This is a genomic window from Streptomyces sp. NPDC050508, assembly GCF_040655155.1.
Lineage (GTDB): Bacteria > Actinomycetota > Actinomycetes > Streptomycetales > Streptomycetaceae > Streptomyces.
In genome coordinates this window covers 247250-272957 of record NZ_JBFAJJ010000010.1, presented here as the reverse complement: position 1 = coordinate 272957, position 25708 = coordinate 247250, and the positions used below count along the sequence as shown (strand labels likewise).

The window sequence follows — 25708 nt, the reverse complement described above, 5'->3', positions numbered from 1 at the left end:
GGTGAAGCATGCCACACGTCAGCGTGCCGCACCGCGCAGGGCGTGGGTCCCACACTTTCGAGTGGAACCCACGTTTCCAAGGCGCATGCGTCACTTGAGAAGCGCTGTCATGGCCGAGTGATCGCTGATCCGCCGCGTCCGCACGTCGTGTGCGTACCCGCAGTCGGCAAGCCGACGGGAGAGGGACTCGTCGACAAGTGTGTGGTCGAGTCGCTGCCCGCCAGACGGGCCGTACCAACTCAAGTCCGTGCCGTCGGGATGAACCTGACGGTAGGCGTCGACCAGGCGCAGGCCGAGTAGCCCCTTGTAGAAGGCGTAGTCGTGTTCCTCGAAGTCGTTCGCAGCGGGCTGGTGGCCAGGTTCCAGGACATTGAGGTCACCGGTGAGCAGGAAGGGGACTCCTGCGTGCCTCGCTCGGTGCTGGGTGAGGGCATCCAGGACGTGCTTCTGGAAGTCTCGCCGGGCCAGGCTGCTGCTCAGGCTCATTCCGTTGGTGACCGAGTACAGTCCGGCGACGTCCAGCAGTCCGAAATGGGTGGTCAGACGAGCCATGACCAGGCGTGACGTGCTGAAGTCTGCTTTCACAGGCTGTGGCTCGTAACCCTTGGTCGCGATGATGCTCCGATAGCGGTCGTCGGTCCCGGCGGGGGTGAGGACGGTCCGGAAGCCGCTGCTTTCCAGTTCTTGGATCAGGCGGTTCCCACTGTCATTCGTTCGCACCTCGGTCAGGACGAGGACGTTGTGCTCGCTCGCGTAGAGCCATTCCACGATGTCATCGCGGCGGGTGGCGGGCGCCCCCTGGACGTTGAGGGTCAGTACCCGTAGCTCGCGTGTGGCGACGTCGTCCGCGACGACATCCTGAGCGGAACCGAAGAGCAATCCTTGCATCGCGTCGTCATTCGTCACCGTGCTGCTCCGACGGACATGCCCTTGGGGCGGGCGGAGCGGATGGTCTCGATCGTTGTGCGCAGTCGCTCCTCGCCCATGCGCTTGGCTGCGCGTTCCTCGGGAGTCTCCTGATCGGTGCCTTTGACCGTGAACGAGCTCCGGCGGTCTGTCTCAATGATGCGGAAGCTGTCCTTGACCGCAGGACCTCGCAACACCAGTGACAGGGTGCCCTCTTCGGCGCTCACCGAGTGCACGGCAGTGTGGTGCAGGGCGTACCAGTTGCCGGCGTGCTCGGTGCGGACGGAGAGCGGCCGTAGATCCTCGGGGGCCGCGTCGGCGAAGCCGCTGTTGTCGCCGTACTGCGTGTGGCGGTAGGAACCGGTGAGGATCATAGACGCGAAGGGCCAGCGGTGGTCGTGCGGCCGATCGAAGTAGCCCTCGCGGAAGAGGTGGGCACGGATGCGGTACCCGTGCTCCTTGTCGTTGTGTAGTACGACTTTGTCGAGGAAGTCGTAGGTCTCGCACATTTCACTCAACGCCGGGTTCGCTGGTACCTCGTCGAGCTTGTGGAGCAGCAGTTCCCAGCGATCCGCAGTTAGAGCCTCTAATGCCTCACGTGCGGCGGGAAAGACGGCTCCCATGTCGTTCCAATCGAGTCCGTGCAGGGACGGCAGTTGGAATGTACTCGCTGTCAAATCGACGGCTCCTTATAGGTGTTGGTCGGGCGGGTCAAGTCGGTGTGGTGCCGGTCCAGGAGGCGTCGGAGCGCCGGATGCATCCGATACCAGCGCCGGGCGTCCGTCTCGTCCTGGCTTTTCCCGACGGGCAGATTCCCGGTGGCCGCATAGTCGGCCGCTAAATCGGCTAAGAGCCTGATCTGACAGGCTTTGACTGCAGCCCGCAGGTCCGGGCTGCCGGCGGCCACGATTGCGGATGCCAGAACGTTGCCAGCGTCCACGTTTCGGGTGACCCGATGCACGCTGCACACTGGATGCTGGCCTGCCAGGCGGGCCCACGCGACGGCGTCCATCCCGCGGAAGGCGGGCAGTTCGCCGTTGTGAGCGTTGATGGTGGCGGCCGTCGGGACCTCGAGCACGTGTGGCGGAACCACGTCCATGCCCAGCAGGACGAGCAAACCGGTGTTCCATGCCGCCAGCTGTTCGACTGCCACGTCCCAGGCACCGTGCGGCAGGTGGCGCTGGTGCAGCCCCGCGTAAGTCTCCGCCGGTGGTGCGGTGGCAGCGGGGGCTGTGGCCAGCGGATACCAGGCGCTGAGGTAGTCGCTGCTATCAGGGATACCGCTGGGTGCCGAGGCGTGGTGCAGCACACCGTGAACCGTGAAGCCGCACGTTCGTGCGGCGCTGAGGAACAGGGGGAGCCCACGGGAGCCTTCGCCGGCGAGAACCACAATGCGGCTGTCCCCTGAGACTTCGGTGCGCGGTGACAACCTGCTCGGCACGGAGTGTGATGGTGGAGGCAGGGTGGAAGGGATTGCAGCCTCTGTCCGGGCAAGCGTTGCCAGCGCTGACGCCACCGCCGAGCGCGCTTCTCGTCCACGGGCCGCGGCGCGTCCCGACAGGACAGCGCAACCGATCAGCTTGAGTGCCGCGTTCAGGTATCGCGGATCCCGCTCTCGCTCTGCGACACTCAGCCAGGAGTGAGCGACGCCGAGAAACAGTGCGGCGAGTTCCTCGTCCACAGCGCGGGCGCGCTCGTGAACGGGCGGCCGCAACAACATGGACGTCTCGGCCTCGTGAAGGAGCCGCTCGTCGTGTGTGTTTCCCTTCTGTAGCCAATTGGCGGCCGTGGCACGGACCGCTGCGGTGGCGGTGGGCAGCCGGAACAGCCCGGTAGGGGGACTGTCGCCGACACTTCCGGTCTGCATGGGCAGATCAGCTTCCTCTTCGCCCAGAGCGGCGAGGAGGTCCGGGGAGAACACGTTCCCGTCCAGGAGGTCACGCTCGCCGAGGACGGACCGGATGTCTGTCACCGGGCGACGGCGGCGGCGTGCCGTGTCAGCGTGACGAACTGATGCTCGACCGATTCCTCGTCACCCGGGTAGCCATAGAGGGGCCCTTTGAAGAACGAGCCGATGAACGCATCCGCTCCCGGGAAGCCTTCGGCCTTGACGTCGGGAACCTCGGTCCAAGGCTGGCTGCGCTGCGTGCGGTGGAAGAGAGGTTCGTGAGCGATCACGCCGGTGGAGCCGGGGATGTCGAAATCGGCACCATCGGTGGTGAGGCGGTCGACGAATTCGGCCATGGAACAGGTTGCCGCTGTCTCGTCGTAGCGCAGTCCCATGACGTACAGACCGTGCTGGCCTCGGCCGCCGGCGCTGCGGCAGAGCGAGACGACGGGATTGTCGGCCAACGCCTTGTCGAAGCGGTCCAGGATGTCGCGCCGTCGGGACTTGATGTCATCAGCGATCGCCAGCTGGTTGATCCCGATGGCTGCGCCCAGCGTGGTGGAGCGCGACTTCAGGCCCATGCCGGTGAGCGCATAGCGCGCGTGGGGCTGGTCGCCGGGGATCTCCTGGAAACAGCGCTTGTTGTACTGACCGTGGAGAAGGGCGAGCTCCTGGAAGCGGGGATTGTCTGTGACGAGTACGCCGCCCTCACCGGTAGTGATCGCCTTCTGGTTAGTGCTGAAGACGGCCATGTCGCCGAAGGTACCCACCCGACGGCCCTCCCAAGTGGCGAAGTGGGCGTGAGAGCAGTCTTCCAGCAGGAGCAAGCCGTTGTTCCGGCAGAAGGCACTGATGGCGGTCATGTCACAGGGGATGCCCCACATGTGAGTAACGATGACCGCGCGAGTTCGCTCGGTCAGCAGGCCCGGCAGCGATGCGGCGTCGAGGTTGCCGTACGAGTCCGCATCCGCGAAACGGACCCGCACGCCTTCGTAGGCGAACGGCGTGGCAGTGGCGAAGAAGGTGTATGCGGGAGCGATGATCTCGTCGCCCTCGGCCAGGCCGGCGGCGGCACACATCGCGTGCAGGCCCGCAGTGCCCGACGACAGCGCCAGAGCGTACTTAGTACCGACAAAGGAGGCGAAGGTGCGTTCGAACTCGCCGATGACGCCGCGTCCATCTCGATCGGAGAGGGAGCGGTTCATCTGCTTCAGCACCGTGGTCTTCAAGGACGAGGTGGGGTTGGGCCAGACATACGTGCTCTTGAACTCCGTGGAACCGGCGGTCTCAGTGGGCGCCGCGGGGGCATCCAGGACGCCTTCCAGGAGCGACACCAGTCGGCTTGCGGTCTCATTTGCGTCCTCGTCGTCCGCCACGTCCACGACGTGCCAACCCTGACTCTCCGCCGTGGTGGTCAGGTTGTCGAGTGCGCGCTGCTGGTAGTCCAGGAACGACTGCTCGCCCAGCTCCGCGTACTGGCGATTGTGCATGCCGAGTTCGGTGGGACGCAGGGTTCCTTCGCGGCGTTCCCACATCGTCTTCGGGGAGGTGCGCAGAAGAATGACGTGATCCGGTCGGCGGACCTTGGCGAAGAGTCGGTCCAGGTCCGGTTCGGACCAGTCCTGCTCCGACAGTTTGGCCGCCATCTTGTGGTACCAGCCGTCGACGATGACGGGGCCTTCGGCGAGAGCCGGGGTCACCACGTGCTGACCGTGCGCGCTGAACCAGGAAGCCTGCAGGTGAGCCCAGAAGTCGTCTGCCAGGTCACGGCTGTCGCCCGAGTTCCAGAGCATGTTCGCGAGCTGCTGCATGAGGTGGGTGACGAAGGGGGAGGTGTCGGCTATTTGGCGCCGATCGAGGTGGCGCAGGCCACGATGGGCCAGCATCGAGGCCACCAAGCGGGCCAGCGTGGTCTTGCCGGCTCCATCCGGACCCTCAAGGACGATGAACGGCGCGGTCATGAGGCGATTCCTTTACCGGGAGGGGTGTTCGGTCAGGTCGAGACCCAGTCGGAGGCATGCGTGATCGCTGATACCCAGGTCACGTGGAGCGTGGTCGTATGCACGGGTCAGGACACGCCCTGGCACATTTGTGAAGGCATGATCGAACCGAAAGCCGTTCCCGGTTCGGCCGTACCACGAATGCCCGCGTTCCTGCGGTGTCATTGTGCTGAACACGTCGGTCAGCCCCGACCGTCCGAACGCCTCGTAGAAGTCATACTCCCAGCGTCCGAAGACACGGTGGGCGGGGACGTGATTGGGTTCGATGACGTTCAGGTCGCCTGCGACAACGACACAGGCGTCACCGAACTGCTTCAGCAGGCCGGGCAACGCCTCGGTGACGGCCTGCTGGAAGGCGCGCTTGTCCTCGTTACGACGCTCCCGCGGGCCACGCGAGGGGACGTACAGGCCCCAGATGCCCAGCCGAGCATGGCTGTCCGACTGCAGGATCGCCGCGGGGCCACGATGCGGCAAAGTCTCGATGCGCGGGTCCACTGGCTCCAGCGTGGTCTCTCTCGAGGCCAGCAGAGTGCGGAAATCACGGCCGGATGCGGGCAGTGCGTGCCAGTGGGCGTAGCCGAGGACGGTGAGCTCGTTGATGAGGACGTCTCCCCCGGGCCCAGGACCGACCTCGGTCAGCACGAGGAGGTCGGCTTGCGGCTCTTCGGCCAGCCACGCGGCCTGACGGCGAGCTCGCTCCGGCGACGCGTGTTGGGCGTTGAACACCAGCATGGACAGTCGGCCGCTGCTCATCGGACGTTCACCTTTTCGTCGACGAAGACTTCGCCGAGCGCGTTTAAGCGGCGCTGCAGCGACAGGCCGGTGGTCATCACAAGCGCTAGCTCCTCTGCCGTGAGGGGGTTGTCAACAGCAGCCACGTTCTGCCGCACCTGCTCCGGAGAAGTGAATCCGGCGAGGACAGCCGTGTGCTCCCCGAAACGCAGGCAGGCACCCAATGCGGCGCGTGACAGGTCAGCCGTCCCGGGACCGAAGTGTTCGCGCAGCGGGGCGAGTTCCGCGTGGACCACCTGCCGTGCGGAGGGCGTGAACCAGCGCTTGCGCAGTCGGTGATCGCCCTGTCCGAATCGGGAGATTTCTCCCGGGTGGTACTTGCCGGTGAGCAGCCCCTGACCCAAGGGCTTGTTGATGAGAACGCTGACGCCCTCTGCCTTCGCGAAGGCGAAGACGTCGACCTGCCCCGGATCAGGGGCCGGGGTCAGCGCGTTGTAGCGCACCGCGAGAAAGTCTGGGCGTACGGCCGCGAAGATGCGCAGGAAACGAGTGTGCTTGTCCTCCCGTTCATCCGGAGGTAGCTGTGTTCGTTCGCTGGCCAGACGGTGCGGGCCGCGCAGCCCGACACTGCGTACGAGGCCCTCCGCTTGGAATCCCCGCATCTGAGCGATGGCAGCGTCCAGGTATCGGTCTCCAGGGCCGAAGTCGGGGTGATGGAAATGGTAGATGTCCAGGTGGTCGGTGCCAAGGTTCTCCAATGACGTCTCCAGTTGGCGGCGCATGTGAGAGGGCAGGTAGCCGTGTGCCGCGGTGCCGGAGAAGTAGCCGACCTTCGAGGAGACGACGACGGATGAGCGCGGAACCTGCCGCAGCAGACCGCCCAGGAGACGTTCGGAGTGACCGTGTCCGTAGACGTCGGCAGTGTCGAAGAGATTGACACCGAGTTCGTACGCCACCTCTAGTGCTGTGCGGGAGGCGGCATCATTCGTCGTGGACCAGCCCATCGGCACACCGCGGTTGACTCCTGGCCCGCCGATCGGCCAGCATCCGCCTCCCAGAGGGAACACCTTCAGTCCACCGTTCAGGATGCGGTGGGGCCGGCCAGTCTCGGGACCGGCTGAAGGATCGTGCATGTCACTCTCGCCTTTCCGAACAGGTGGGTGCAGCTGGATCAGCTACCTTCGCTTCCATGACACCTGTAGCCACCTCACTCGACTTGGACGCGATCGTGGCGCAAGGCTGGGTGGACTCTGGCGACTTCACCGCGGCGGAGTTCGAGAGGGCCCGCCGATTCTGGCACGGGATCCGCGCGGAAGACGCGTATCTGGACAGTGTTCGCGCAGCGGCAGGGGCCGTGATCCGACGACTCACTGATGCAGCTTGGTGCGACTTCGGATCGCAGGGCCTGCGTCTTAATCTTCCGGGCTCGGACGTGGATCTCGGCGTCGGGGTGAAGAGCCGCCAGTGGCCGCGTATCCGGCTTGCGCTGGAGGACAAGGCGGACTGCCTCGGCGTGGTCCGGACTCCCTTCGGGAGCAGTCGCCTCGCTTTCACCTGGCGGACCGGCGAGTCGACGGTGGACCTGAGCGTTGTCACGCCCGATGTCTACGAGAAGGCGCGTCGTATGCTGACGTGCATCGACACCGGCATGGAGCGAGACGAGCGGATTCGATTCACCTGGGTGAAGCAACTGCTGCATGCTTCGAAGAAACGAGATCAGTACTCCGCATGGAAGCTCATGCCCTATCGCCGCTTCTGTTCCGGATTCATCCCTTTCGGGAACTGACTTGCGCGCAGTCATCTCCGTCACGTGCCGCACGAGTCGGAGGCGTTGATGAGCTCCCACGTGCCTGCTGACGTCCAACGATCATGCTGGGCATGCAGGGTTCGGCGGTGCTCCGCGGGTAGGACCGACACAGTCTGGGTCAAGACCTCACTCATACGGTCCCGGAGGACGTCGATCTCCCGGTTCAGGATCCGTTCGATTCGCCCGTTCAGGACGGCCTCTGCTGCAGGTAGGCGCTGATCCGGCTGCTCGTTGATTGCGTCGATCATCGCGCCGAGTACCCGGTAGCTCGCGTCTTTGAGCACGCTCCGCGTCTCGCGCACGACCAGACGCGGGGTGCCATCGAGGATCTTCTCCTGAGACTTGAGGGTGTAGTCCAGGGCGAAGTTGCGGTCCACCCACAGCTGGGACCAGTAGGAGGCCATACCGATGCGCCAGTCCGCGAACTCCGCGTCCACCCGGCCCATTGAAGGTCGAGACTGTCCGGCCAATCCTGCTTGCTCGACCCGTCGGGTGTATGCGGCACCGATCAGACACTCCATGCTTACCAACATGTACGAGATGCCGGTATGAAGTGCACGTCCCGAGGAGTGAGCAGAGACGAATTCTTCGTCACGCACACCACGCACGACCTCCTCCACAGGCAGATGGGGTTGCGGTTTTATCAACAAGTCGGTGCGGCCCTGGAATTCGTGGGTCGCCTTCAGCTCTTCGATCGTCATCAGGTGGTCGAAGGTGATGTATGTAAAACGGGTCGGCACGCCCAGAGCCGACAGTGTCCTTATGGCCAGAGCGTTCTGGTCAGCAGTTGTTTCCTTGTTGAACCGCTCGAGGATGGAGTCGACGCCGGACTCGACGCCGAAGAGCATCCGGCGCAGGCCGCGGTCAAGGAGGCCGCGCCACATCGTGGCTCGCTCGACATGCCAGTCCTCGTCGCGATCCGGTAGGACGACCTGGTCGATCCGGCAGCTCGACTCCCATTTGAAACCTGCGTCGTGCACAGCCCCGGCAACCTCCAGAGCGCGCTGCACGGCTGTGTCACCGCGGCCGATGAACTCTTCGTCGACAAGGTAGATGACGCGCGCGATGTCGGGGTGACGGTCGAAGACGTTGCCGATCTCACCGAGGATCCAGGGAAGTTGGGTCGGCTGTGAGCCAGACCAGATGCCCTTGTGACCCCGTGGGCAGAAGGAGCAGTAGTTGGTGCAGCCTCGGCTGGTCTCAAGCTGGGCCACACCGTGGCGCTGAAGTGTCGCCGGCAGCAGATCAAGTTCGGGGAGGATGTCGTTACTGGCATCTCGCGCCACCGGCTTGGGGGTGTGACGCCTTCCGATGGCCAGCGCTCCGCCGCGTGCGGCACCGTTGAACCCGAGGCCGGGTATCTCGCGTCTGTCGATGTCCCCGTGCCAATGCTGCAATAGGGCCTCCATCGTCGCCTCTCCGCCACCGCGTGCTATCAGCAGCTTCGGATACCGCTGCAGGAGCAGTCCTTCGTTGCGGACGGTCAGGCTGCCGCCAGCGATGACGACGGGCGGTTCCGGCAGGGCGTGGACTGTCTCCAGAAGCTCTATGAGTAGGTCGTGCTGGCCGAAGGTGACGCTGATGCCGAGAATGTCGGGCAGCTCGGAAGTGACCTGCTCGATCAACGTGCCGAGATCGCTGCCCAGTTGCATGTCCGCCAGGGTGACAGTCCCCAGTAACTGGGATCGGGCGGCTCGGGCTACGTCGCTGATGCCGAGGGGGAAACGGGGCAACGGAAAGTACTCAGGGTGATAGAGGGCTGCCAGGAGGACGCGTGGACGGGACAGCCGGTGGCTGGCCTCCTCGCTGAGCTGGGCGAGGCACACGGCGGACGTCGGGTCGTCCAGTGATAGGTGAGCGCGTGTCCAAACGGGCCAATCACGAGTCGAGTGCGGCTGGTTGGCGAGATCAGCCACGACCCATCGCCCGTCCGCACGCTCAATGAAGACGAGTCGTCGTTCCAAGGAGCCGGTGATGCGGATGGGCCCCACCCTGGACTCCAAGGAGCTTTCAAGCACCCCTTGCAGCAGTTGCGGATCAATCAGAACGGATGGCAGATCAACCGGCAGGTTCGCCGGTGCCGCTGCGTTCGGCTCACAGGCAAGCCGAACAGCCTCGGCCAATACATCCAGCGCTGTCGTTGTACGCTCCAGCTCCACAAGCACACGCCTCCTTCACGGAGTCATTGGGTTTGTCACGAGGTGCAGTGGGCCGGCGGCGTAGTGCCGCCGGAATGCCTCGCCGGTTCCCGACGCCGATTACGTCCGGCCACGCCACAATGCGTCACAGTTTCCGCAGGTGGTAAGCGACGTGAAGGGGGGGAGGGGGGAGGATCGTCCGGGCACGTGGCCGGACCGCGGCGGAACGTGTTCTCCGCCTTCTGTATTGAGTCGGACCTGCCTCTGGCCCAGAGGTCGGCCTCGTCACTCTTGCGCGTGGTGCCTCCGGCAGCCTGCGCGGCCGACAGGACGCTCTCGCCGCCGTGCGCGTTGACCTTCCGGAAGTCCGTACGACGGCCCCGGACACAAGGCATACCCCGTGGAGCGCTGTTGAGGAGGACCTCCGCACCGACGCGGGCAAAGGTCGACGGCAAAACGGTCGCCGGGGTCGAGATGCCGCAGTGACCGAAGTAGGTACAGGCGAGCGGCTTACACGGGCGGCTATCCAGGAGCAGGACGTCCACGTCGATGCCGGACAGGAGAGCCGGACAAGCACAGAGCCGCGCCGGCCGGAGCCGCCTACCACGGTGACTTTCCGCAGACCTGCCGCGGCCAACGACGTAAGCCAGGAAAGTCGGCAAGCCTCGGACAGCACAGTCGACGCTGTGGTGGAGACACCGGCTCCCGTTCGTGCTCTCGCCATGCTTCTTTCCTTCTTTCGATTTCCTTCGCAGAGAAAGGCGCGTAGACACGGAGAAAGGCGTGCAGTGCTAAAACACGGACAAGCTGGAAACAGTCAAGTGCCGTGGAGAGGCGCGGGCAGCGTCAATCGACGGTCGCGCCCTGAAAGCGCTTGCCGTGAAACGATCTATCACACAAGCACATGCCCGTAACCTGTGCAAGAGATCAGCATCGTGGCTGCAGAGGTGATTCAGCCACCCCGGCAGGACCGGCGCCATTCAACCGCTTGACCTGCGAAAGTGCAGGGACGAGACCAAGATGCAAAAGTGCCGTAAATGTTGAGAATCGGGCAAAAAGGTATGCGCCTGGGTGGCCGATTTGGTCTACCGGCAAAGCAAATTTAGCATAATGGAGAGTAAACGTTACGCAATGGATCGCCCTGCAGGTTGCTGAAGGGCATTGGGGCGCTTTACCGTCCAGGTCGGTGAAACGTTCTAAGGGGATAGTGATGGCCGACCAGACCAACTTCCCGCCCCTGCCCCGCACTATTGCCGCGTACGAGAAACCCGCAGCGGCGGACAGTGCCGAAGCGGTGTATCCGGATACTATGGACACCTATCTCGGCGGCCTGATTATGGGGTATCGGTGGCCTGCCTTTTTCATCGAAGCAGGCCGTGACCATGAAGCAGTCGGATTCGCCGGATATCCGTTGGGTGGAATCACCATGCGGGATGCGCTCTTTGGTCCAGTTCAGCTTCTCTGCAAGGGAGGGAACCGGGGATGATCCGCAATGCCGAGAGGACTCACTTCTCACTGGCTGCTCTGGGTGCTGGACTGGTCTCCGCCAGTCATCCCGGCGCACAGGACTATGGGCGGCGTCTCATCCAGCGATGCTCGATTGAAGTCATCGCGGAGCGAACCGTAGAGTTCGTTCGGTTTCTGATAGAACAGAAGTGCCTGGCCTTCATGCCTGGTGTGCGTGACCACTTCGACGATCCACGGTTCGCCGAGATGTGGCGACTGTGCGAGGTTCTCGACGGTGTCACCGCGATAAGAATCGACACCCTTGGGCCCGTATTCACGCTTCTCCACTCGGCCGGTGTAGAAGTCATGCCTATCAAGGGCTTCGACATGATCTACGCATTTCCCAACGCAAGCGGAAAGAGATTCATCCAGGACGCAGACCCCCTCATTCGGCCGGACGACCTCGGCAGGGCGCACCAGATAGTGCTCGACGCTGGGTTCAAGCAGGGGGAGATCGACAGCTCTCGACCCAACGCCGACGGAACGGGACCTTACCTCATCCCGCTCGAGTCGAGAGACCTCGACTGGATGCTGCAGAATCACCACCAAGCGCACGCATACTATAAATTCGTTCACCAGGAGTGGCTGAACGAACATGTCGCCCTGCTGGAGCGCTATGTACCCGAGACGGTGCCGATCGTAGACGGCAAGCCCTATGTATCAGCGGCCTTTGATCTGCACTTCTCAATCGCCTCCGGATTTGACGAGTCTGATCAATGGCCTTCCCGGCGTGTCGTCACGTTGCCGGATGGCCTGGAATATCCAGGGCTCGATCCCGAGGCATATCTCTGTCTGTATCTGGGGCGCGCCTACAGCGTAACTCAGGCTTTCCATGATCCTCATCTGCAGACGATCGCTGACGCGGCCCGCGTGACCGCTGCCAGCGAGGTCGACTGGTCGCGGTTTGCGGAACTCGTCAAGAAGTACCGGCTCTACGCGCCCGCTTACTATGGACTAAGCCAGTTGTCGGCGATTCTCTGTGACCAGAAGCGCTTGCCCGATGACCAGGTCGCCTTCTTCCGGGACCTGCTGGACGCCAATCCGGACTACGACCTGGGCGACTTCAGCGCACGCTTCCTTTCCACCGTCAATTCGACACCGTTCGCTGATGTGCTGGGCTAACCATCCTGGTCGGCGAGCTTGAGACTGGACCGCCTGCCGGGCCCCCCGGCGAAGCCCGACCAGACGCGGCGGCGCCCCGCTGGGAGCGCCGCCGTGTTTCTCGTGCTGATGATCGACTCCCTGGCGAACGGGATGTTCATCCCGGTGTCCTTGCTCTACCTGGTGAGAGTCTCCGGCGCTTCCCTGCTGCAGGTGGGAACTCTCCTGAGCCTGGCCGGGATCGTGTCTCTCCCGCTACCCCTGTGGATCGGGCGCATCGTTGACAGCCGGGGACCCAAGCCGGTCGTACTGGCAGCACAGTGGGTGCAGGCAGCCGGGTTTCTCGGGTACCTAGTGACCTCCAACCGCCCAGCCCTCCTCATCGCCGCCATCGCGGCGTCGTCAGGGCAGCGGATCTTCTGGTCGTCCATCTTCGTGCTCGTCGACAACCTGGCGTGCAGCGATGGCGACCCACGCGCCCGCGAACGCTGGTTCGGCACCATCGGAGCACTGCGGGCCGCAGGGTACGGCGTGGGCGCGTTCATCGCCGGCGTCGCCGTGTCGATCGGGTCGGTGTCTGTCTACTGGGATGTGATCGCGGCAGACGCCGCGCTGCTGCTCGCAGCCGCCCTGCTGGTCAGGCTACAGATCCCGCGTATTGCCGTATCTACTCGTACCCAGCCGAAGCAAGGACTGGAGCGCGGCTACCGCACGCTGTGGGCGGACCGCCCCTATCTGGCGCTGGTGGCGCTCAACTCCGCCTTCGCGCTGTGCAACGTGATGCTGAGCATCGCCCTGCCGCCGTTCGTCGCTCATCGTCTGCCGTCGACTACCTGGGTGGTAGGGCCGCTGCTGGCCATGAACACGCTGGTCCAAGCCGTGCTCCAGCCGCTGGTAGTTCGACTGCTCCGCCCGATACCCAGGCACTCCGCTCTCTGCCTGGCCGGCATCCTGTGGACAGCCTGGTCCCTCCTGACTATGAGCCCGCTCTGGCTGCCGGCAGGCTTCCGGATCCCCTGCCTCACTCTTGCGGTCCTCTGCTACTCGGCAGCCCAGTTGATACATTCCCCGGTCTCCAACGCGCTCGCTGCCGACGCTGCTCCTAGCGAAGTCCGAGGTCGCTACCTGGCCGTTTTCCAATACTCCTTTGCCATCGCGACCACGATCGCGCCAACGATGTTCTCGGTCCTGTTCGACGTCGCGAACGCCGCCCCCTGGAGCGCGCTCGGAGCAGTTGCCCTCCTGACGGTCCCTGGCATGCTGCTCATTGCCCCTCACCTGCCGCAGGCGGCGCTGACAGGGGGGTGCGTCATCCAGGAAGAGTGAATCCCTGTCGGCCATGCGAGGCGAGCTGCAGCCGAGCGCACCCTGCGTGAAGTCACCACGCGGAAGTAGGCGAGACAGGAACTGCCCGGTAGCCATCCACGTGTTCGGCCGATGCTGCCGCCGAGCTGCCCCAGCACTGCGCCAACTCCTCGCCCTCAATTACCTTCCTCGCAGAGCGCGGGGAGCGCCGCATAGTGCCTGAGGAACCCGCGGCGAGCCAGGCTTCGGCGAACGAGGGCAACGAACGCGCCTCCCGCCGCTTCTCGCGGCCGCACAAACCGACAGGTGTCGCGCCCGGTCAGAGTGAGGAAGGGCTTGGGATCGACAGGACCGCGACGTTGTCCCCGGACTGCCGAAGCCGTTCGAGGAGACGGGCGTTCTGGGTCTCCAGCTCGGCGTTGCGCAAGGTCAGGACCTGGATCTGGTTGGCGTACGTGGCCACGGTGTCCTTCAGCTCGCGGACCTCGGCGGCATGGTCGGTGCGAAGTTCACGCTCCGCCTTCTTCAGCCGGGATACCTCCGCCCGCAGCTCCTCCGGTTCCGGGCGGCGGGTCTGCGGTGTCTCCAGGATCTCCTTCACCGCCTGCGCCACCGGCGAGCGGTAGTAGGAGGCACGGGAGACACCAGCCTCGGTGCACACATTCACGACCGTGATCTTGCCGTCAGTGAGTTCGGGCAGCCCGTGCATCAGCCCCTCGAACGCCTCCACCAGCGCGCGGTCGATGTCGGTGAGCACCCTGCCGCTGGTCGAGAGCCGGTCGAAGGTGCGCCGGATGCGCAGCCGTGTCTCGTCGTTCACTCCGATCCCACGCCTTCCTTGGTGTCGTCCGTGGTGATGCTCTGGATGAGTTCGTCGAGTTCGGTGGCGTAGTCGGTCAGGGCGATCACCTGCAGTCGTGGCAGGGCCTCGCTTTCCTTCTTGGGCAGGTCGAGCACCGACAGGGCCTGGTCGCGTGCGGTAGTGAGCTGGGGCAAGTGCACTGCCGACCGGCGGGCGTTGTGGCAGTTCAGACACATGTTGTGCAGCGGCAACGGGCGGCCGAGGGCCTTGGCGCGCTTGCGGCAGACTGCGGTGGCGGCTTGGTAGAAGCAGTCGTTGAGTACCCCGGGGTGCAGCGTCTTGGTCAGGTGCCGCAGCATCGTCCGCAGCCGCGCAGGCGACGCGACGACGCCGGGCAGGTCGCCGAGCTCGCGGCGGATTCGCTCGAACTCGGCCGAGATCCGCTCGGCAGCCCCGCCGGAGGCGACGCCACCGTTGTTCCAGTCCCGGTAGATATCCTCCAGGTAGTCCATCCGTGCCACCGCGTCGTTGGCCGCCACTTCCTCGGCGAAGCCGGACTCCGATATACCCGCGTATCCCTCGAACATGACTATTCGGGCATGTTGGTACTGCCGTGCGCCGGCGACAACGCCGAATGGCTGGTGAGCGATATGCCAGGCCAGCGTCCGGCGGAACTGCCGCGTGTCGAAACTCCAGGGAACCCCTGCTCGATCAGGTTCTTCCTCGGTAAGGCCGAGAGGCCCGTCCGGGTCCTCACCCCCGCCGCCGTGTTGGTGGCTTTCTGAATCGAGGGTGTCCGGGGCGGCGTAGACCTCGACGCCGCTTGTGTCGTTGGGGATGAACAGTCCCGCTTCCGTGCTGAAGAGCTCGTTGGCATGGTCGCGGAAGCGTCCCAGCCGGTAGGGAACGGACCCGAAGAGCTGATAGCCCGTGATGTCCGTACCCCAGTAGCCGAAGAGATGGTCCGGATCGTCATGGAGGCCGAGGAGGATCTCGACGGCCTGGTGAACGATGCCCAAGACGACCCACTCGGCCTCATCGCCACTGATCTTGCGGTTCTTGTAGACCCGGCCGCGCAGCTTGTAGCGGATCCGGCCGTCGTCGCCGGTCTCGGTGAACGCGCACTCGCGGCCCAGGAGGCGAACCTCGTCGTCGCGAAGTCCTGAAAGGTACGCGATCACGATCCAGCAGGCCGTGCGCAGGTGCTCGGTCTCCCGGTTCACACTCGTGGGATCCAGCCGCGGCCGCCACGGCCGGTCGGACTTCGACCAAGGCGACATCGGCGTGTCGAGGCCGCCTTCCTCAAACCCCAGCTCAGCCGCCGCCTGCGCTACGAGGTGATCGATACGGGCGTAGCCGCCGATCAGCAGCTCGATCAGGGTGACGTTCGGCGACTGGACGACTCCGTCGACCACGACAGCGCCCGGTCGCCGGGAAACCGCCTCCAGCGGCAGGGCTGGCAGGCCACGCCCGGCCGCCTGGCGCTTCGCGATGAAGGAGGAGAACGCGGCTTCCTTCGCTCCGCCCATGCTGTAGGGCCGCAGACGTGCGGCCTCCTGGAGGACCTGTATCTCGGCGCGGGCGGCGCGGATGTCGCGGCTGGCGATGGTGATGTAGAAGACGGCCGCGCGCAGCAGCGGGCCCATGATTTCCTCGGGGATGCGGTCCGTGCTGTTCTCGTCCGGTCTCGGCTCCTTGCCTACGACCGCCGCTGCTGTCCGGCCCGGCCACGGATGGACGTCCAGTCCGTCGCTGTGGAGGAAAGCACGGTGGGCGGCGAGCTGCTTCATCGTGGTGACGAGCGCCGCCGCGGTGGAGAGGGACCCCTTCTTCCACTTGTCCAGCAACGCCACCAGATCTTCCCCAGTGACCGCGGAGAGCCGCGTAATGCCGAGTTCGCGCAGGTCGTGCATGGCGTTACGTACGCGGGCCAGTTCCTGTGCGGCCCACGTGATCTTCATCGGTTTCACTGTCGAGACGCTCAGGTAGCTGGCCGGGATGCCCCGTCGGAACCGTGAGTAGAGGTACTCCTTGGCCGTGCGGATGGCAGTGTCGTCGGCGAATCCCGAGAAGTGGCAGACGGCGTTCTTGCGGGCGGTCCGGGGGACGAAGGGGCGCAGGTCCCAGACCATGTCGCCGACGCGCGGCCCGCGGCCGGTCCCGGCGGTGGTGAGGTGCTTGGGCACGACGTACGCGTCGTCCGGGACCGGGGTCGCCGGACGCGCGCGGAGTTGAGGTGCGGTGGTCATGAGATGAGCTCCACAAACTGTGCGGGCAGCGACAGGCGCGGCCCGCCTGCTTCGGCGATGGCGGTGGCCGTGGCGATCTGCTCGGTGCTGAACTTCGGCCGGATGTCGTTGACGATCCGCTCCCAGGCCAGGCCGTAGCGGGCCTTCCACTCGGCAGCGGCGTACTCCTCGCGCTGTACTTCGAGGAAGTCGAGGAAGGACAGCAGGCTCGGCAGGTGCCGGGTGGTGAAGACGGCGTTCGGACACTCCAGACAGCCCCAGACCGAGACCGGGCAACCCGCTCCCTTCTTCCGCGCCCAGGGGGAGTCGTAGTAGTCGCGGCAAGAGGCCAGCCAGACGTCGTTGTCCGTCCCGAGCGCGGCGCGGACTTCTTCCGGCTCCAGGTCCTGGTCCCCGCCGTCCAGGCGGCTGCCGTCGTCGTCCAGCACGACCGGCGCGGCCAGAGCCGCGTCCAGGGCTTCGCGGAGACCGTCCTCCACCGCCTGCTCGTGCACCTCGCGGTGAGCCTCGATGTCGGCGTAGCGCCCGGCGGCGATCTCCTTGGTATGCCCGGACACGAAGTCGTCGAGGATGCCGCCGGCCCGCAGATAGTTCCGCGACTTGTAGCTCTTGCGCAGACGACGCATGTTCATCGACACGGGGCCGCCGCCGCGGTCCTTCATCTCATCGATCCGATGCCGGGCCATCCAGGGCACCGCGTCCCGGGCCGTGTGGGTGCGTCCGTCCCGGTAAACGTCATGGATCCCGGCGTCCAGGGCGAGCACCCACAGGGAATCGGTGCCGGCGAACTCACGGGCGCGCTGCGTGAGCCGCAGGGCGAGGCGGAGCAGGCCACCCGGGTAGTGCAGGGCACCCCCGTCGCTCACCCGCATCGTTTTGTGAGTGTGCTGGTGCGCGCGCTTCTTGACGTACGCGATGCTGACGAACCCGCGCGCCGGGTTGGACAGGCAGTCCGCCGTGAGGGTCTTTGCGCACTCGGGTTCAAGGCCGGTCTGGCAGATCAGCAAGGTCAAGAAGGGCACCATGTCGGCCTTGGTCAGGAACAGGTGCGAGTTGACGGCTCTGATCCCGCCCAGGGCCCGCAGCGGGCGATGCTTCCGCACGATGTCGTTGGTCAGCGGCCCGTTGCGGGCGACATGCCACAGGACGTTCTCCAGCCGCCCCCACCCACCGGTCTCGGGGTCCTGGCCGGCTTCGGCCATCCGCTCACCGCGCAGAATCCGGTCCCGGATCTCGCGGACGTCGGCAAGCGCCGCGGCCTCCATACGCTCGAACACCGGCAACGGGAAGGCGTCGAGGGGTTTGCTGGTCCGCCGTTCCACTGTCGTCGCCGTGAACCCGATCCGCCCGTGCATCTCAGCGCTGAAGGCATCCGGGGCGGACTCGTGGACGGCACGCAGCAGACGCACGACCATCGCCAGCAATTGGTACGGCTGGCCGCTTTCCTTCGGGAAGGCCCGCTCCAGGCGCCCTTCGAAGGCATCCAGAAGCTCGGGTTCGAGGTCGTCCAGCGCGAAGTCGTCGGCTTGTCCGGGCTCGGCCGCAGCCACGAACTCGACGAACAGCCGCACGGCGCGGATCGCGTCGCGGAAGGCATCCTTGCCGCCCATCGTCCCGTCGTCACCCCCGATCTGGCTCAACTCCTGGGCGAGCGGCCTGACGAGGCGGGGGCACGGCAGACGCGAGAGGTCGTAGTAGATGTCTTTCCCGCCGAACTGAAGCGAGAAGGCGACCGGCCCGATACCGGGCACCGGGTCCGGAAGAGCGGGGATCTCGCTCGCTGCTGGGAACCGAACGCGTCGCATCCTCATGCTGCCGCCGCCGCCTCCGCAGCAACGGCCTCCAGGGCCGCGACCTGGGTGTCCCACTCCGCAAGCGCGGACAGGACGATCTCCTGGAACTCATCCAGAAGGTCCAGGTAGATGTAGACCGTCGACTCGTGCGCATGCCCGAGAAGCAGCTGCAGCTTGCGCATGGGGCTGCCGAACAGCAGCCGCTCCAACTCCGCCCTGGTAAATCGCCGGTCCTCCCGCTGCCCCAGCGCGCGGATGGTCTGCCGCAGCATCAGACCAAGCATCTGAACTGCAAAAACATGACGGAGAGTATGGGGCGAAACCTCTACGTCGATCCCGAAGGACGCACAGCGCTCGTTGGCCCGACGGAACGCTGACTGCCAGGTGGAAGGCTTGAGCGGAAACCCGTCCTCGCCCAGCCACAGCGCCAACGGCTCCCGCGGCAGGCCGACGGCATCCACACGGAACAGATTCCGCCGCACGCCGACGCCGATCTTCGAGTACGCCCAGGCGCGAGAAGAGCCCACCACCGTCAAGGCGTGACGCCCCGCACGACCCACCGGAACGAACTCCTCCAGCCCGACGTACCGCCCACGGGCCCGCGCCCGCTCCGCCACGGCCGAACGCTCGATCGACAGGTAGTGGTGCCACGCCCGCAGCGTCCGTCGATTCCCGAACACCCTGCGCGCCTTGTGCCGCTTGGTCACCTGAGCCGCGAGGTAGATTTCGCCCCGGCCCACTTCCACGGGAGGAAGCTCGGTCGTCAGCAGACTCGCCCCCTCGCCCAGGCGCATGCCGGTGTAGACGAGCGAGTCGGCGAACAGCGCATTGCGCTCACCGTGCCGGCCACGCCACTTCGGGTCCGGCCTGCCATCCGGCAGCTCGCCCCGCAGACCGACATTGCGCCACAGCAGGTAGTCGACGAACTGGACGATGTGCAGGGGCTCTTGGGCGTCGTCCACGTCGTACTCGGCGTTGACCCGGAGTCGCTTCGGTCCCTGTGGCGTCATCACCGTCTTATCGATGTACCGGAACGGCTCGTGATCCAACAGCTCCTCGTAGATGGACCACTCCACCCACTTGTCGAGAGCCGCGATGGACCGGCGCCACGTGGCAGCACTGATCGAGTTCTCGTCACCCATGCGCATGCGGACGACCTTGTAGGCGCGCAGATCAGCGCTGTCCGTCTCCCATATCGACTTCCCTCCCCGGGATTCGTGCAGGAACCGGCAGTACAGCATGATGTCGCGCATGTAGCCCTCGTGCCCGTTGTCCGACCGCACGCCCCAGCTGGCGAGTTCGCGCCCGAATCGGTTCAACTGGACGTCGTACGAACCGTCGGGGCCGAGGATGAAGCACTTGCCGGCGCACGCTCCCGCCCGTTCGAGCACGGCGGACGCGTCGAAGGGCCACGGATCAGTTGTCCGGGTCTGTGTAGTCCGGTGCAGTAGGACCACGGCCTCCGGCGCCGACTGGCCAGAGAAGGTGTCGGCGCCTTGCAGACCGAAGGCAGTGGACGTGCTGGTGCGCTTCATCGAACCCCTGAGACAGCAGCCACGCGAACATAACTGCGTGCTATGTGAGACAGAACGAAGCGCCAACATAAAGGCCGAACTCGACGTCTACGCGGGGGAGTTCGAGCGCACCGGCCTGACCGGCGCCCTGAACCGCTACCGGAACATGGACCGAGACTGGGAGGACCTGGCCTCCTTCGACGGAGCGCCTGTCACCCAGCCGTCCCTGTTCCTCGGCGGTTCCCTGGACGCCTCCACCACCTGGCTGTCCGACGCGATCGCCGCCTACCCCGCGACCCTGCCCGGCCTGCGCGGCTCGCACATCCTGGAGGGCTGCGGGCACTGGATCCAGCAGGAGCGTCCCGCGGAGGTCAACCAGCACTTGATCAACTGGCTGGCCGGACTGCCGAGTTGACCTCAGATACCGGCGCCGGTGCGCCGTAGGACACGCAGGGAGCCGGTCGCCGAGACCTCCGTGAACGCGCCGGACTCCAGGGCCCTGAGGTACACGCGGTAGGGCGCCTGGCCGGTGAACTCGTCCTCGACGACCGGGAACACGTCATGGATGACGAGCAGCCCGCCCTCGGCGACATGGGGCGCCCACCCCTCGTAGTCACCGTTCGCGTGCTCGTCGGTGTGCCCGCCGTCGACGAAGACGAGGCCGAGGGGGGTGCCCCAGATGCGCGAGATCTGCGGCGAGCGCCCGACGAGGGCCACCACGTGCTCCTCCAGGCCCGCCCGGTGGAGCGCCCTGCGGAACGTGAGCAACGTGTCCATCAGCCCGATCTCCGGGTCGACGGTCTCCGGGTCGTGATAGTCCCACCCCGGCTGCTGCTCCTCACTGCCCCGATGATGATCGAGGGTGAGCGCGGTGACCCCGGCTTCGCGGGCGGCGTCGGCAAGGAGGATCGTCGAGCGCCCGCAGTACGTCCCGACTTCCAGCAACGGCAGCCCGAGCCCGCCGGCTTCTACGGCGGCGGCATACAGGGCAAGCCCCTCATCGACCGGCATGAACCCCTTCGCCCCCTCGAACGCGGCAAGGATTTCGGGCTTGGGTGCCGGAGACATGGCGGCGGTCCCTTCGATACGGGGCGAGTATGCAAACGCGGCCAGGCTACGTTCCTTTTAGGGGCGCGGGGAACTGCGCGACCAGCCCCCACGCACCTGCACCCGACGAACTACCGATTACGCGCTGACAGTCTCACCGGGCAAGGACAAGTCCAGGTCAACCGCGGCCTCGTCCCCGCCGTGCGTCGCAGACGAGGCCAATGGACCGTGCCCCGCAGCTCGTGCGGCAAGCACATACGCCCCCTGAGACGGCACGGCCAGCACGTAACTCCCGTCCTCCTCGGAGAGCGTCGCCCCGGCCTGCCGACCACGCCGGTCGATCAGCGTGACCTTGGCACGGGCGACAGGCGAACCGTCGGCGCCCAGAACCCGCCCGCGGAAGCCCCGAAGAACCTCCTCGGCGCGCTCAAGGTTGGCCTCCTCCTCGCTGCTGAAGTTCAACTGCGGTGCCCGGTTCGGCTTGGGAAGGAACAGCGCCATCAGCAGACCCACGGCAACCGCACCCGTGGCGATCAGGAACGACACGTGGAAGCCGTGCATCGTCGGGATCGCGACCCCGCCCACATGGTTCGCGGTGTTGGCCAGCACCATGCCGATCACGGCGCTGGAGACCGACGTACCGATGGACCGCATCAGGGTGTTGAGCCCGTTCGCCGCACCCGTCTCCGACGCCGGCACCGCACCCACGATCAGCGCGGGCAGCGACGAGTACGCGAGACCGATACCCGCACCCAGCACGACCGCGATGACCAGGCTCTGCCAGGCCGCGCTCATCAGGCCGAGGCCCGCGCCGTAGCCGATGCCGATGATCAGCATGCCGAGGATCAGGGTGACCTTGGGGCCGTACTTCGCCGAGAGGCGGGCGTAGACGGGGGCCGTGAACATCATCGTCAGGCCGAGCGGCGCGACCAGCAGGCCCGCGGTGACCATCGACTGGCCGAGGCCGTAACCGGTGGACTTGGGCAGCTGGAGGAGCTGGGGCAGGACGAGGGAGACGACGTAGAAGGAGACGCCGACCATGATCGAGGCGAGGTTGGTGAAGAGGACCGCAGGGCGGGCCGTGGTGCGCAGGTCGACCAGCGGGGCCTTCAGGCGCAGCTCCATCACGCCCCACAGGAGCAGGACGACGGCCGCCGCGGCGAACAGGCCGAGCGTGGTGCCGGAGGTCCAGCCCCAGTCGCTGCCCTTGGTGATGGGGAGGAGGAAGAGGACGAGACCGGCGGACAGGCCGATCGCGCCGAGCACGTCGAAGGTGCCCTCGGCGCGCATCGGGGACTCCGGTACGACGATGAGGGTCAGGGCGATGGCGAGGACACCGAGACCGGCGGCGCCGTAGAACAGGGCGTGCCAGTCGGCGTGCTGCGCGACCAGGGCCGCCAGCGGCAGCGCGAGGCCGCCTCCGACGCCGATCGAGGAGCTCATCAGGGCCATCGCGGAGCCGAGCTTCTCGCGGGGCAGCATGTCGCGCATCAGGCCGATACCGAGGGGTATCGCGCCCATCGCGAAGCCCTGCAGCGCACGGCCCGCGATCATCGTGAGGAGATCGCTGGTGAGGGCGCTGACCAGGGCGCCGGCCACCATGATGGCCAGGCTGGTGATCAGCATCCGCCGCTTGCCGTAGAGGTCGCCGAGGCGGCCCATGATCGGCGTGGCGACGGCTCCGGACAGGAGCGTCGAGGTCAGGACCCAGGTGGCGTTGCTGGGCTCGGTGCTCAGCAGCTGCGGCAGGTCCTTGATGACCGGGACGAGCAGGGTCTGCATCACCGCGACAACGATGCCCGCGAAGGCGAGCACCGGCACGATGGCGCCGGACGGCCTCCGTGCCAGCTGGTCGGTCGACGTGTGCGTCATGGAGTGAGGCCTCCAGGCCGAGGGAGTGGGGTGGAACCGGTTGAACCGTGCGGGATAAGTGCACGGTAAACCTCGTATGCATGGGCAACTATTCCGATGCTTCGGCGCACTAACGAATCCTTGACCGTCCCATGAATATCTGACCCTCTGTCAGCTCTGGCCATTTACTGAAACGTGTTCTAATCTCGGCCGCCATGAAGGCCTATGTCGCCGGCGTCGGAATGACGAAGTTCGAGAAGCCCGAGAGCCGGGAGTGGCAGTACTGGGACATGGTGCGCGAGGCGGGGAACGCCGCCCTCGCGGACGCCGGCATCTCCTACGGCGAGGTGGAACACGTTCCTGTCGGGTACTGTTTCCAGCCCTCGACCGCCGGCCAGCGCGCCGCCTATGAGCTCGGTCTCACCGGCATCCCCGTCTACAACGTCAACAACAACTGCGCGACGGGTTCGACCGCGCTGATGCTGGCCCGGCAGCTCGTCGAGGGCGGGGCGGCGGACTGCGTCCTCGCGCTGGGCTTCGAGAAGATGAAGCGGGGCGCGCTCGGCGGGGGCGCCGACAGCGGGGACTTCGCGACCTCCCCCGTCGCCCGGCACTACGGCATCATGGCCGCCCGGCACGGCTTCGAGATGACCCCGCCCACCGCCCAGATCTTCGGCGACGCGGCCCGCGAACACATGGAGCGGTACGGCACGACCGAGGCCCAGCTCGCCGCCGTCGCCGCCAAGAACCACCGGCACTCCGCGCACAACCCGTACGCCCAGTTCCAGGACGTGTACGACGTCGACGACATCCTCGCGGCAAGGGTCGTCCACCACCCACTCACGAAGCTCCAGTGCTCCCCGACCTCGGACGGCGCCGCGGCGGCGGTCGTCGTCTCGGAACGGTTCGCGGAGGCCCGCGGCCTGCTGACGGACTCGCTCGTCGAGATCGTCGCCCAGGCGATGACCACCGACACTGAGGACTCCTTCGCCTCCGGCTCCTGCATCGACGTCGTCGGACAGCCCATGTCCCGGGCCGCCGCCCGCCAGGTGTACGAACGGTCCGGACTCGGCATCGAGGACGTGGACGTCGTAGAACTCCACGACTGCTTCTCGATCAACGAACTCCTGACGTACGAGGCACTCGGCATGTGCGAGCCCGGGGAGTCCGGGAAGCTCGTCGAGTCCGGGGGGACGACGTACGGCGGGCGGTGGGTGGTCAACCCGTCCGGCGGGCTCATCTCCAAAGGGCATCCGCTGGGGGCCACCGGGATCGCCCAAGTTGCCGAGCTGGTATGGCAGTTGAGGGGGACGGCGGGGGAGCGGCAGGTGCCGGGGGCCGAGGTGGGGCTCGCCCACAACATCGGGCTGGGCGGGGCCGCGGTGGTGACCTTGTTGCGGGCGGCTACGGCTGCGGCTTAGGTCGTACGGCGGTCCTGTGGTCGGGCGAAATGCCGATGCAAGGGGCGCGGGCCGGTTGAGAGTATGACGTTCATGCCCCGAGCCGCTGATGTCTCCCGAATACCCCGTCCGTCCGGTCGTAGCGGACCGCCCGCCTGGCTGGTCGTGGCGCTCGCGTGTGCCGGACAGTTCCTCGTCGTCCTCGACGTGTCCGTCGTCAACGTGGCGCTCCCGTCGATGCGGGCCGACCTGGGGATGAGCGCGCCGGGGCTGCAGTGGGTGGTCAACGCGTACGCCATCGCCTTTGCCGGGTTCATGCTGCTCGGCGGGCGGGCCGGTGACCTCTACGGCCGTAAACGGATGTTCCTGGTCGGGCTCGCGCTGTTCACCCTGGCCTCGCTGTGCGGTGGACTGGCCCAGGACGGCTGGCAGTTGCTGCTCGCCCGGGCCGTGCAGGGACTGGGGGCCGCGGTGCTGGCGCCCTCGACGCTGACCATCGTCACCTCGGCGGTGGCGGAGGGCGCCGCCCGCGCACGGGCCATCGCCACCTGGACGGCGGTCGGCGCCGGCGGCGGTGCCGCGGGCGGACTCGTCGGCGGGGTGCTCGTGGACACGCTGTCCTGGCGGTGGGTGCTGCTCATCAACGTGCCCGTCGGCGCGGTGGTGCTGCTCAGCTCGCTGCGGTGGCTCCCGGAGAGACGGGCCGGAGACCGGCGGCGGCTCGATCTGCCCGGTGCCGTCCTGGTCACGGCGGGGCTCGGCGTGCTGGCGTACGGCATCTCGCAGACCGAGGCCGAGGGCTGGACGGCCGCCGCCACCCTGGTGCCGCTGGCCGCCGGAGTCGCGCTGATCGCGCTCTTCCTCGTCGTCGAGGCCCGCACGGCCGCTCCGCTGATGCCGCTCGGACTGTTCCGGGCACGGGCGGTGTCGTCGGCGAACGCGGCGATGTTCCTGTCCGGCTCCGCGATGTTCTGCATGTGGTTCTTCATGACGCTGTACGCACAGAACGTGCTCGGGTACAGCCCGCTGGAGGCGGGTCTCGCACTGGTGCCGAGTTCCCTGGCCGTCCTCCTCGGCTCCAAGTCGGCACCCCGCTTCATGCCGGTGCTCGGCGCGCGCAACGTCGCCGTGCTCGGGACACTGCTCGCGGCGGTGGGCTTCGGCTGGCAGTCCCTGATGACCGCGCGGGGCGACTACCTGACCGAGATCATGTTCCCCGGAATCCTGATGATGCTGGGCGCCGGCCTGACGGCCACCCCGCTCGCCGCACTCGCCACGTCCGGCGCCGCGCCGGGGGAGGCCGGCCTCGTCTCCGGGCTGATCAACACCTCGCGCACGATGGGCGGTTCGCTGGGTCTCGCCGTGATGTCGACCATCGCTGCGGCGCGTACCGCGAGCGTGGTGGGAAGCGGTGGCAGCACGCCGGACGCGCTGACGCAGGGGTACGCGCTGGCGTTCCGTACGGGGACGGGGGTGCTGCTCGGCGGGGTGGTGCTGATGGCGGTGTGGCTGCCTTGGGGCAAGGCGGCGGGACCGGGGGCGGGACCGGGCGCGTCCACGGGGTCCGGGACTTCTACGGAGCCTGCGGAGTCCGTGACTCCTACTACTCCGACTACTCCTACGACTCCCACGGGTCCCACTTCCACGATTTTTGAGAAGTGAGGCAACG

19 protein-coding genes and 1 pseudogene are annotated in these 25708 nt (G+C 66.3%); 7 read left to right on the top strand and 13 right to left on the bottom strand.

What is annotated here, in order from left to right:
- Positions 1-90 precede the first annotated feature (90 nt).
- Genes AB0I69_RS28375 through AB0I69_RS28350 form a run of 6 tightly spaced genes read right to left on the bottom strand, consistent with a single transcriptional unit; the run spans position 91 to position 6659 of the window.
- Positions 91-906, bottom strand: coding sequence for an endonuclease/exonuclease/phosphatase family protein (locus tag AB0I69_RS28375; protein WP_363098533.1), 816 nt, complete (start codon positions 904-906; stop codon positions 91-93).
- On the bottom strand, positions 903-1583 hold the full coding sequence (locus AB0I69_RS28370) for a hypothetical protein (RefSeq protein ID WP_363098532.1): 681 nt from the start codon (positions 1581-1583) through the stop codon (positions 903-905). Before AB0I69_RS28370 ends, AB0I69_RS28375 begins: the two co-directional genes overlap by 4 nt.
- A complete protein-coding gene (locus AB0I69_RS28365; protein WP_363098531.1) occupies positions 1580-2878 on the bottom strand; it encodes a formyltransferase family protein in 1299 nt (432 codons plus the stop codon). The genes AB0I69_RS28370 and AB0I69_RS28365 overlap by 4 nt, the downstream gene beginning before the upstream one ends.
- Positions 2875-4755: an aminotransferase class I/II-fold pyridoxal phosphate-dependent enzyme gene (locus AB0I69_RS28360; protein WP_363098530.1), complete on the bottom strand. Its 1881-nt coding sequence runs from the start codon at positions 4753-4755 to the stop codon at positions 2875-2877. The genes AB0I69_RS28365 and AB0I69_RS28360 overlap by 4 nt, the downstream gene beginning before the upstream one ends.
- A 12-nt stretch (positions 4756-4767) precedes the next feature.
- A complete protein-coding gene (locus tag AB0I69_RS28355) occupies positions 4768-5547 on the bottom strand; it encodes an endonuclease/exonuclease/phosphatase family protein (protein WP_363098529.1) in 780 nt (259 codons plus the stop codon).
- Positions 5544-6659 (bottom strand): aldo/keto reductase, encoded by a 1116-nt coding sequence (locus tag AB0I69_RS28350; protein WP_363098528.1) that lies wholly within the window; start codon positions 6657-6659, stop codon positions 5544-5546. Before AB0I69_RS28350 ends, AB0I69_RS28355 begins: the two co-directional genes overlap by 4 nt.
- 56 nt (positions 6660-6715) lie before the next feature.
- On the opposite strand from AB0I69_RS28350, the gene AB0I69_RS28345 reads away from it, so the two are divergent.
- Positions 6716-7312 (top strand): hypothetical protein, encoded by a 597-nt coding sequence (locus AB0I69_RS28345; RefSeq protein ID WP_363098527.1) that lies wholly within the window; start codon positions 6716-6718, stop codon positions 7310-7312.
- Between the two features lie 20 nt (positions 7313-7332).
- On the opposite strand, the gene AB0I69_RS28340 is transcribed toward AB0I69_RS28345, so the two are convergent.
- On the bottom strand, positions 7333-9498 hold the full coding sequence (locus tag AB0I69_RS28340) for a radical SAM protein (protein ID WP_363098526.1): 2166 nt from the start codon (positions 9496-9498) through the stop codon (positions 7333-7335).
- Between the two features lie 1183 nt (positions 9499-10681).
- On the opposite strand from AB0I69_RS28340, the gene AB0I69_RS28335 reads away from it, so the two are divergent.
- From AB0I69_RS28335 to AB0I69_RS28325, 3 genes are all read left to right on the top strand, one after another.
- Positions 10682-10957: a hypothetical protein gene (locus AB0I69_RS28335; protein ID WP_363098525.1), complete on the top strand. Its 276-nt coding sequence runs from the start codon at positions 10682-10684 to the stop codon at positions 10955-10957.
- Positions 10954-12099: a nucleotidyltransferase family protein gene (locus AB0I69_RS28330; RefSeq protein WP_363098524.1), complete on the top strand. Its 1146-nt coding sequence runs from the start codon at positions 10954-10956 to the stop codon at positions 12097-12099. The genes AB0I69_RS28335 and AB0I69_RS28330 overlap by 4 nt, the downstream gene beginning before the upstream one ends.
- A gap of 93 nt (positions 12100-12192) precedes the next feature.
- Positions 12193-13404, top strand: coding sequence for an MFS transporter (locus tag AB0I69_RS28325; RefSeq protein ID WP_363098523.1), 1212 nt, complete (start codon positions 12193-12195; stop codon positions 13402-13404).
- Positions 13405-13702: 298 nt separating this feature from the next.
- Here the strand turns inward: AB0I69_RS28325 and AB0I69_RS28320 are convergent, their stop codons facing one another.
- The 4 genes from AB0I69_RS28320 to AB0I69_RS28305 form a co-directional block, all read right to left on the bottom strand.
- Positions 13703-14203 carry a hypothetical protein gene (locus AB0I69_RS28320; protein WP_363098522.1) on the bottom strand — a complete coding sequence of 167 codons (501 nt, stop codon included), beginning with the start codon at positions 14201-14203 and terminating at the stop codon, positions 13703-13705.
- Positions 14200-16317, bottom strand: coding sequence for a hypothetical protein (locus AB0I69_RS28315; RefSeq protein WP_363098521.1), 2118 nt, complete (start codon positions 16315-16317; stop codon positions 14200-14202). Before AB0I69_RS28315 ends, AB0I69_RS28320 begins: the two co-directional genes overlap by 4 nt.
- Before the next feature lie 113 nt (positions 16318-16430).
- Entirely contained in the window at positions 16431-18245 is a 1815-nt protein-coding gene (locus tag AB0I69_RS28310; RefSeq protein ID WP_363098520.1) for a hypothetical protein, read from the bottom strand.
- Entirely contained in the window at positions 18242-19762 is a 1521-nt protein-coding gene (locus AB0I69_RS28305) for a tyrosine-type recombinase/integrase (protein ID WP_363098519.1), read from the bottom strand. Before AB0I69_RS28305 ends, AB0I69_RS28310 begins: the two co-directional genes overlap by 4 nt.
- A gap of 76 nt (positions 19763-19838) precedes the next feature.
- Here AB0I69_RS28305 and AB0I69_RS28300 point away from each other — a divergent pair.
- Positions 19839-20156: pseudogene (locus AB0I69_RS28300) on the top strand (alpha/beta hydrolase); the annotation flags it as partial.
- Positions 20157-20158: 2 nt separating this feature from the next.
- Here the strand turns inward: AB0I69_RS28300 and AB0I69_RS28295 are convergent.
- The gene (locus AB0I69_RS28295; protein WP_363098518.1) at positions 20159-20809 is read right to left on the bottom strand and encodes a class I SAM-dependent methyltransferase; all 651 of its coding nucleotides are present in this window, start codon (positions 20807-20809) and stop codon (positions 20159-20161) included.
- 117 nt (positions 20810-20926) lie between these two features.
- Positions 20927-22660 carry an MFS transporter gene (locus AB0I69_RS28290; protein ID WP_363098517.1) on the bottom strand — a complete coding sequence of 578 codons (1734 nt, stop codon included), beginning with the start codon at positions 22658-22660 and terminating at the stop codon, positions 20927-20929.
- A 194-nt stretch (positions 22661-22854) separates the two neighbouring features.
- Between AB0I69_RS28290 and AB0I69_RS28285 the strand changes: the two genes are divergently transcribed.
- Both AB0I69_RS28285 and AB0I69_RS28280 read left to right on the top strand, forming a co-directional pair.
- Positions 22855-24060, top strand: coding sequence for a lipid-transfer protein (locus tag AB0I69_RS28285; RefSeq protein WP_363098516.1), 1206 nt, complete (start codon positions 22855-22857; stop codon positions 24058-24060).
- Positions 24061-24123: 63 nt separating this feature from the next.
- The gene (locus AB0I69_RS28280; protein ID WP_363098515.1) at positions 24124-25701 is read left to right on the top strand and encodes a DHA2 family efflux MFS transporter permease subunit; all 1578 of its coding nucleotides are present in this window, start codon (positions 24124-24126) and stop codon (positions 25699-25701) included.
- The last annotated feature ends 7 nt before the right edge of the window (positions 25702-25708 follow it).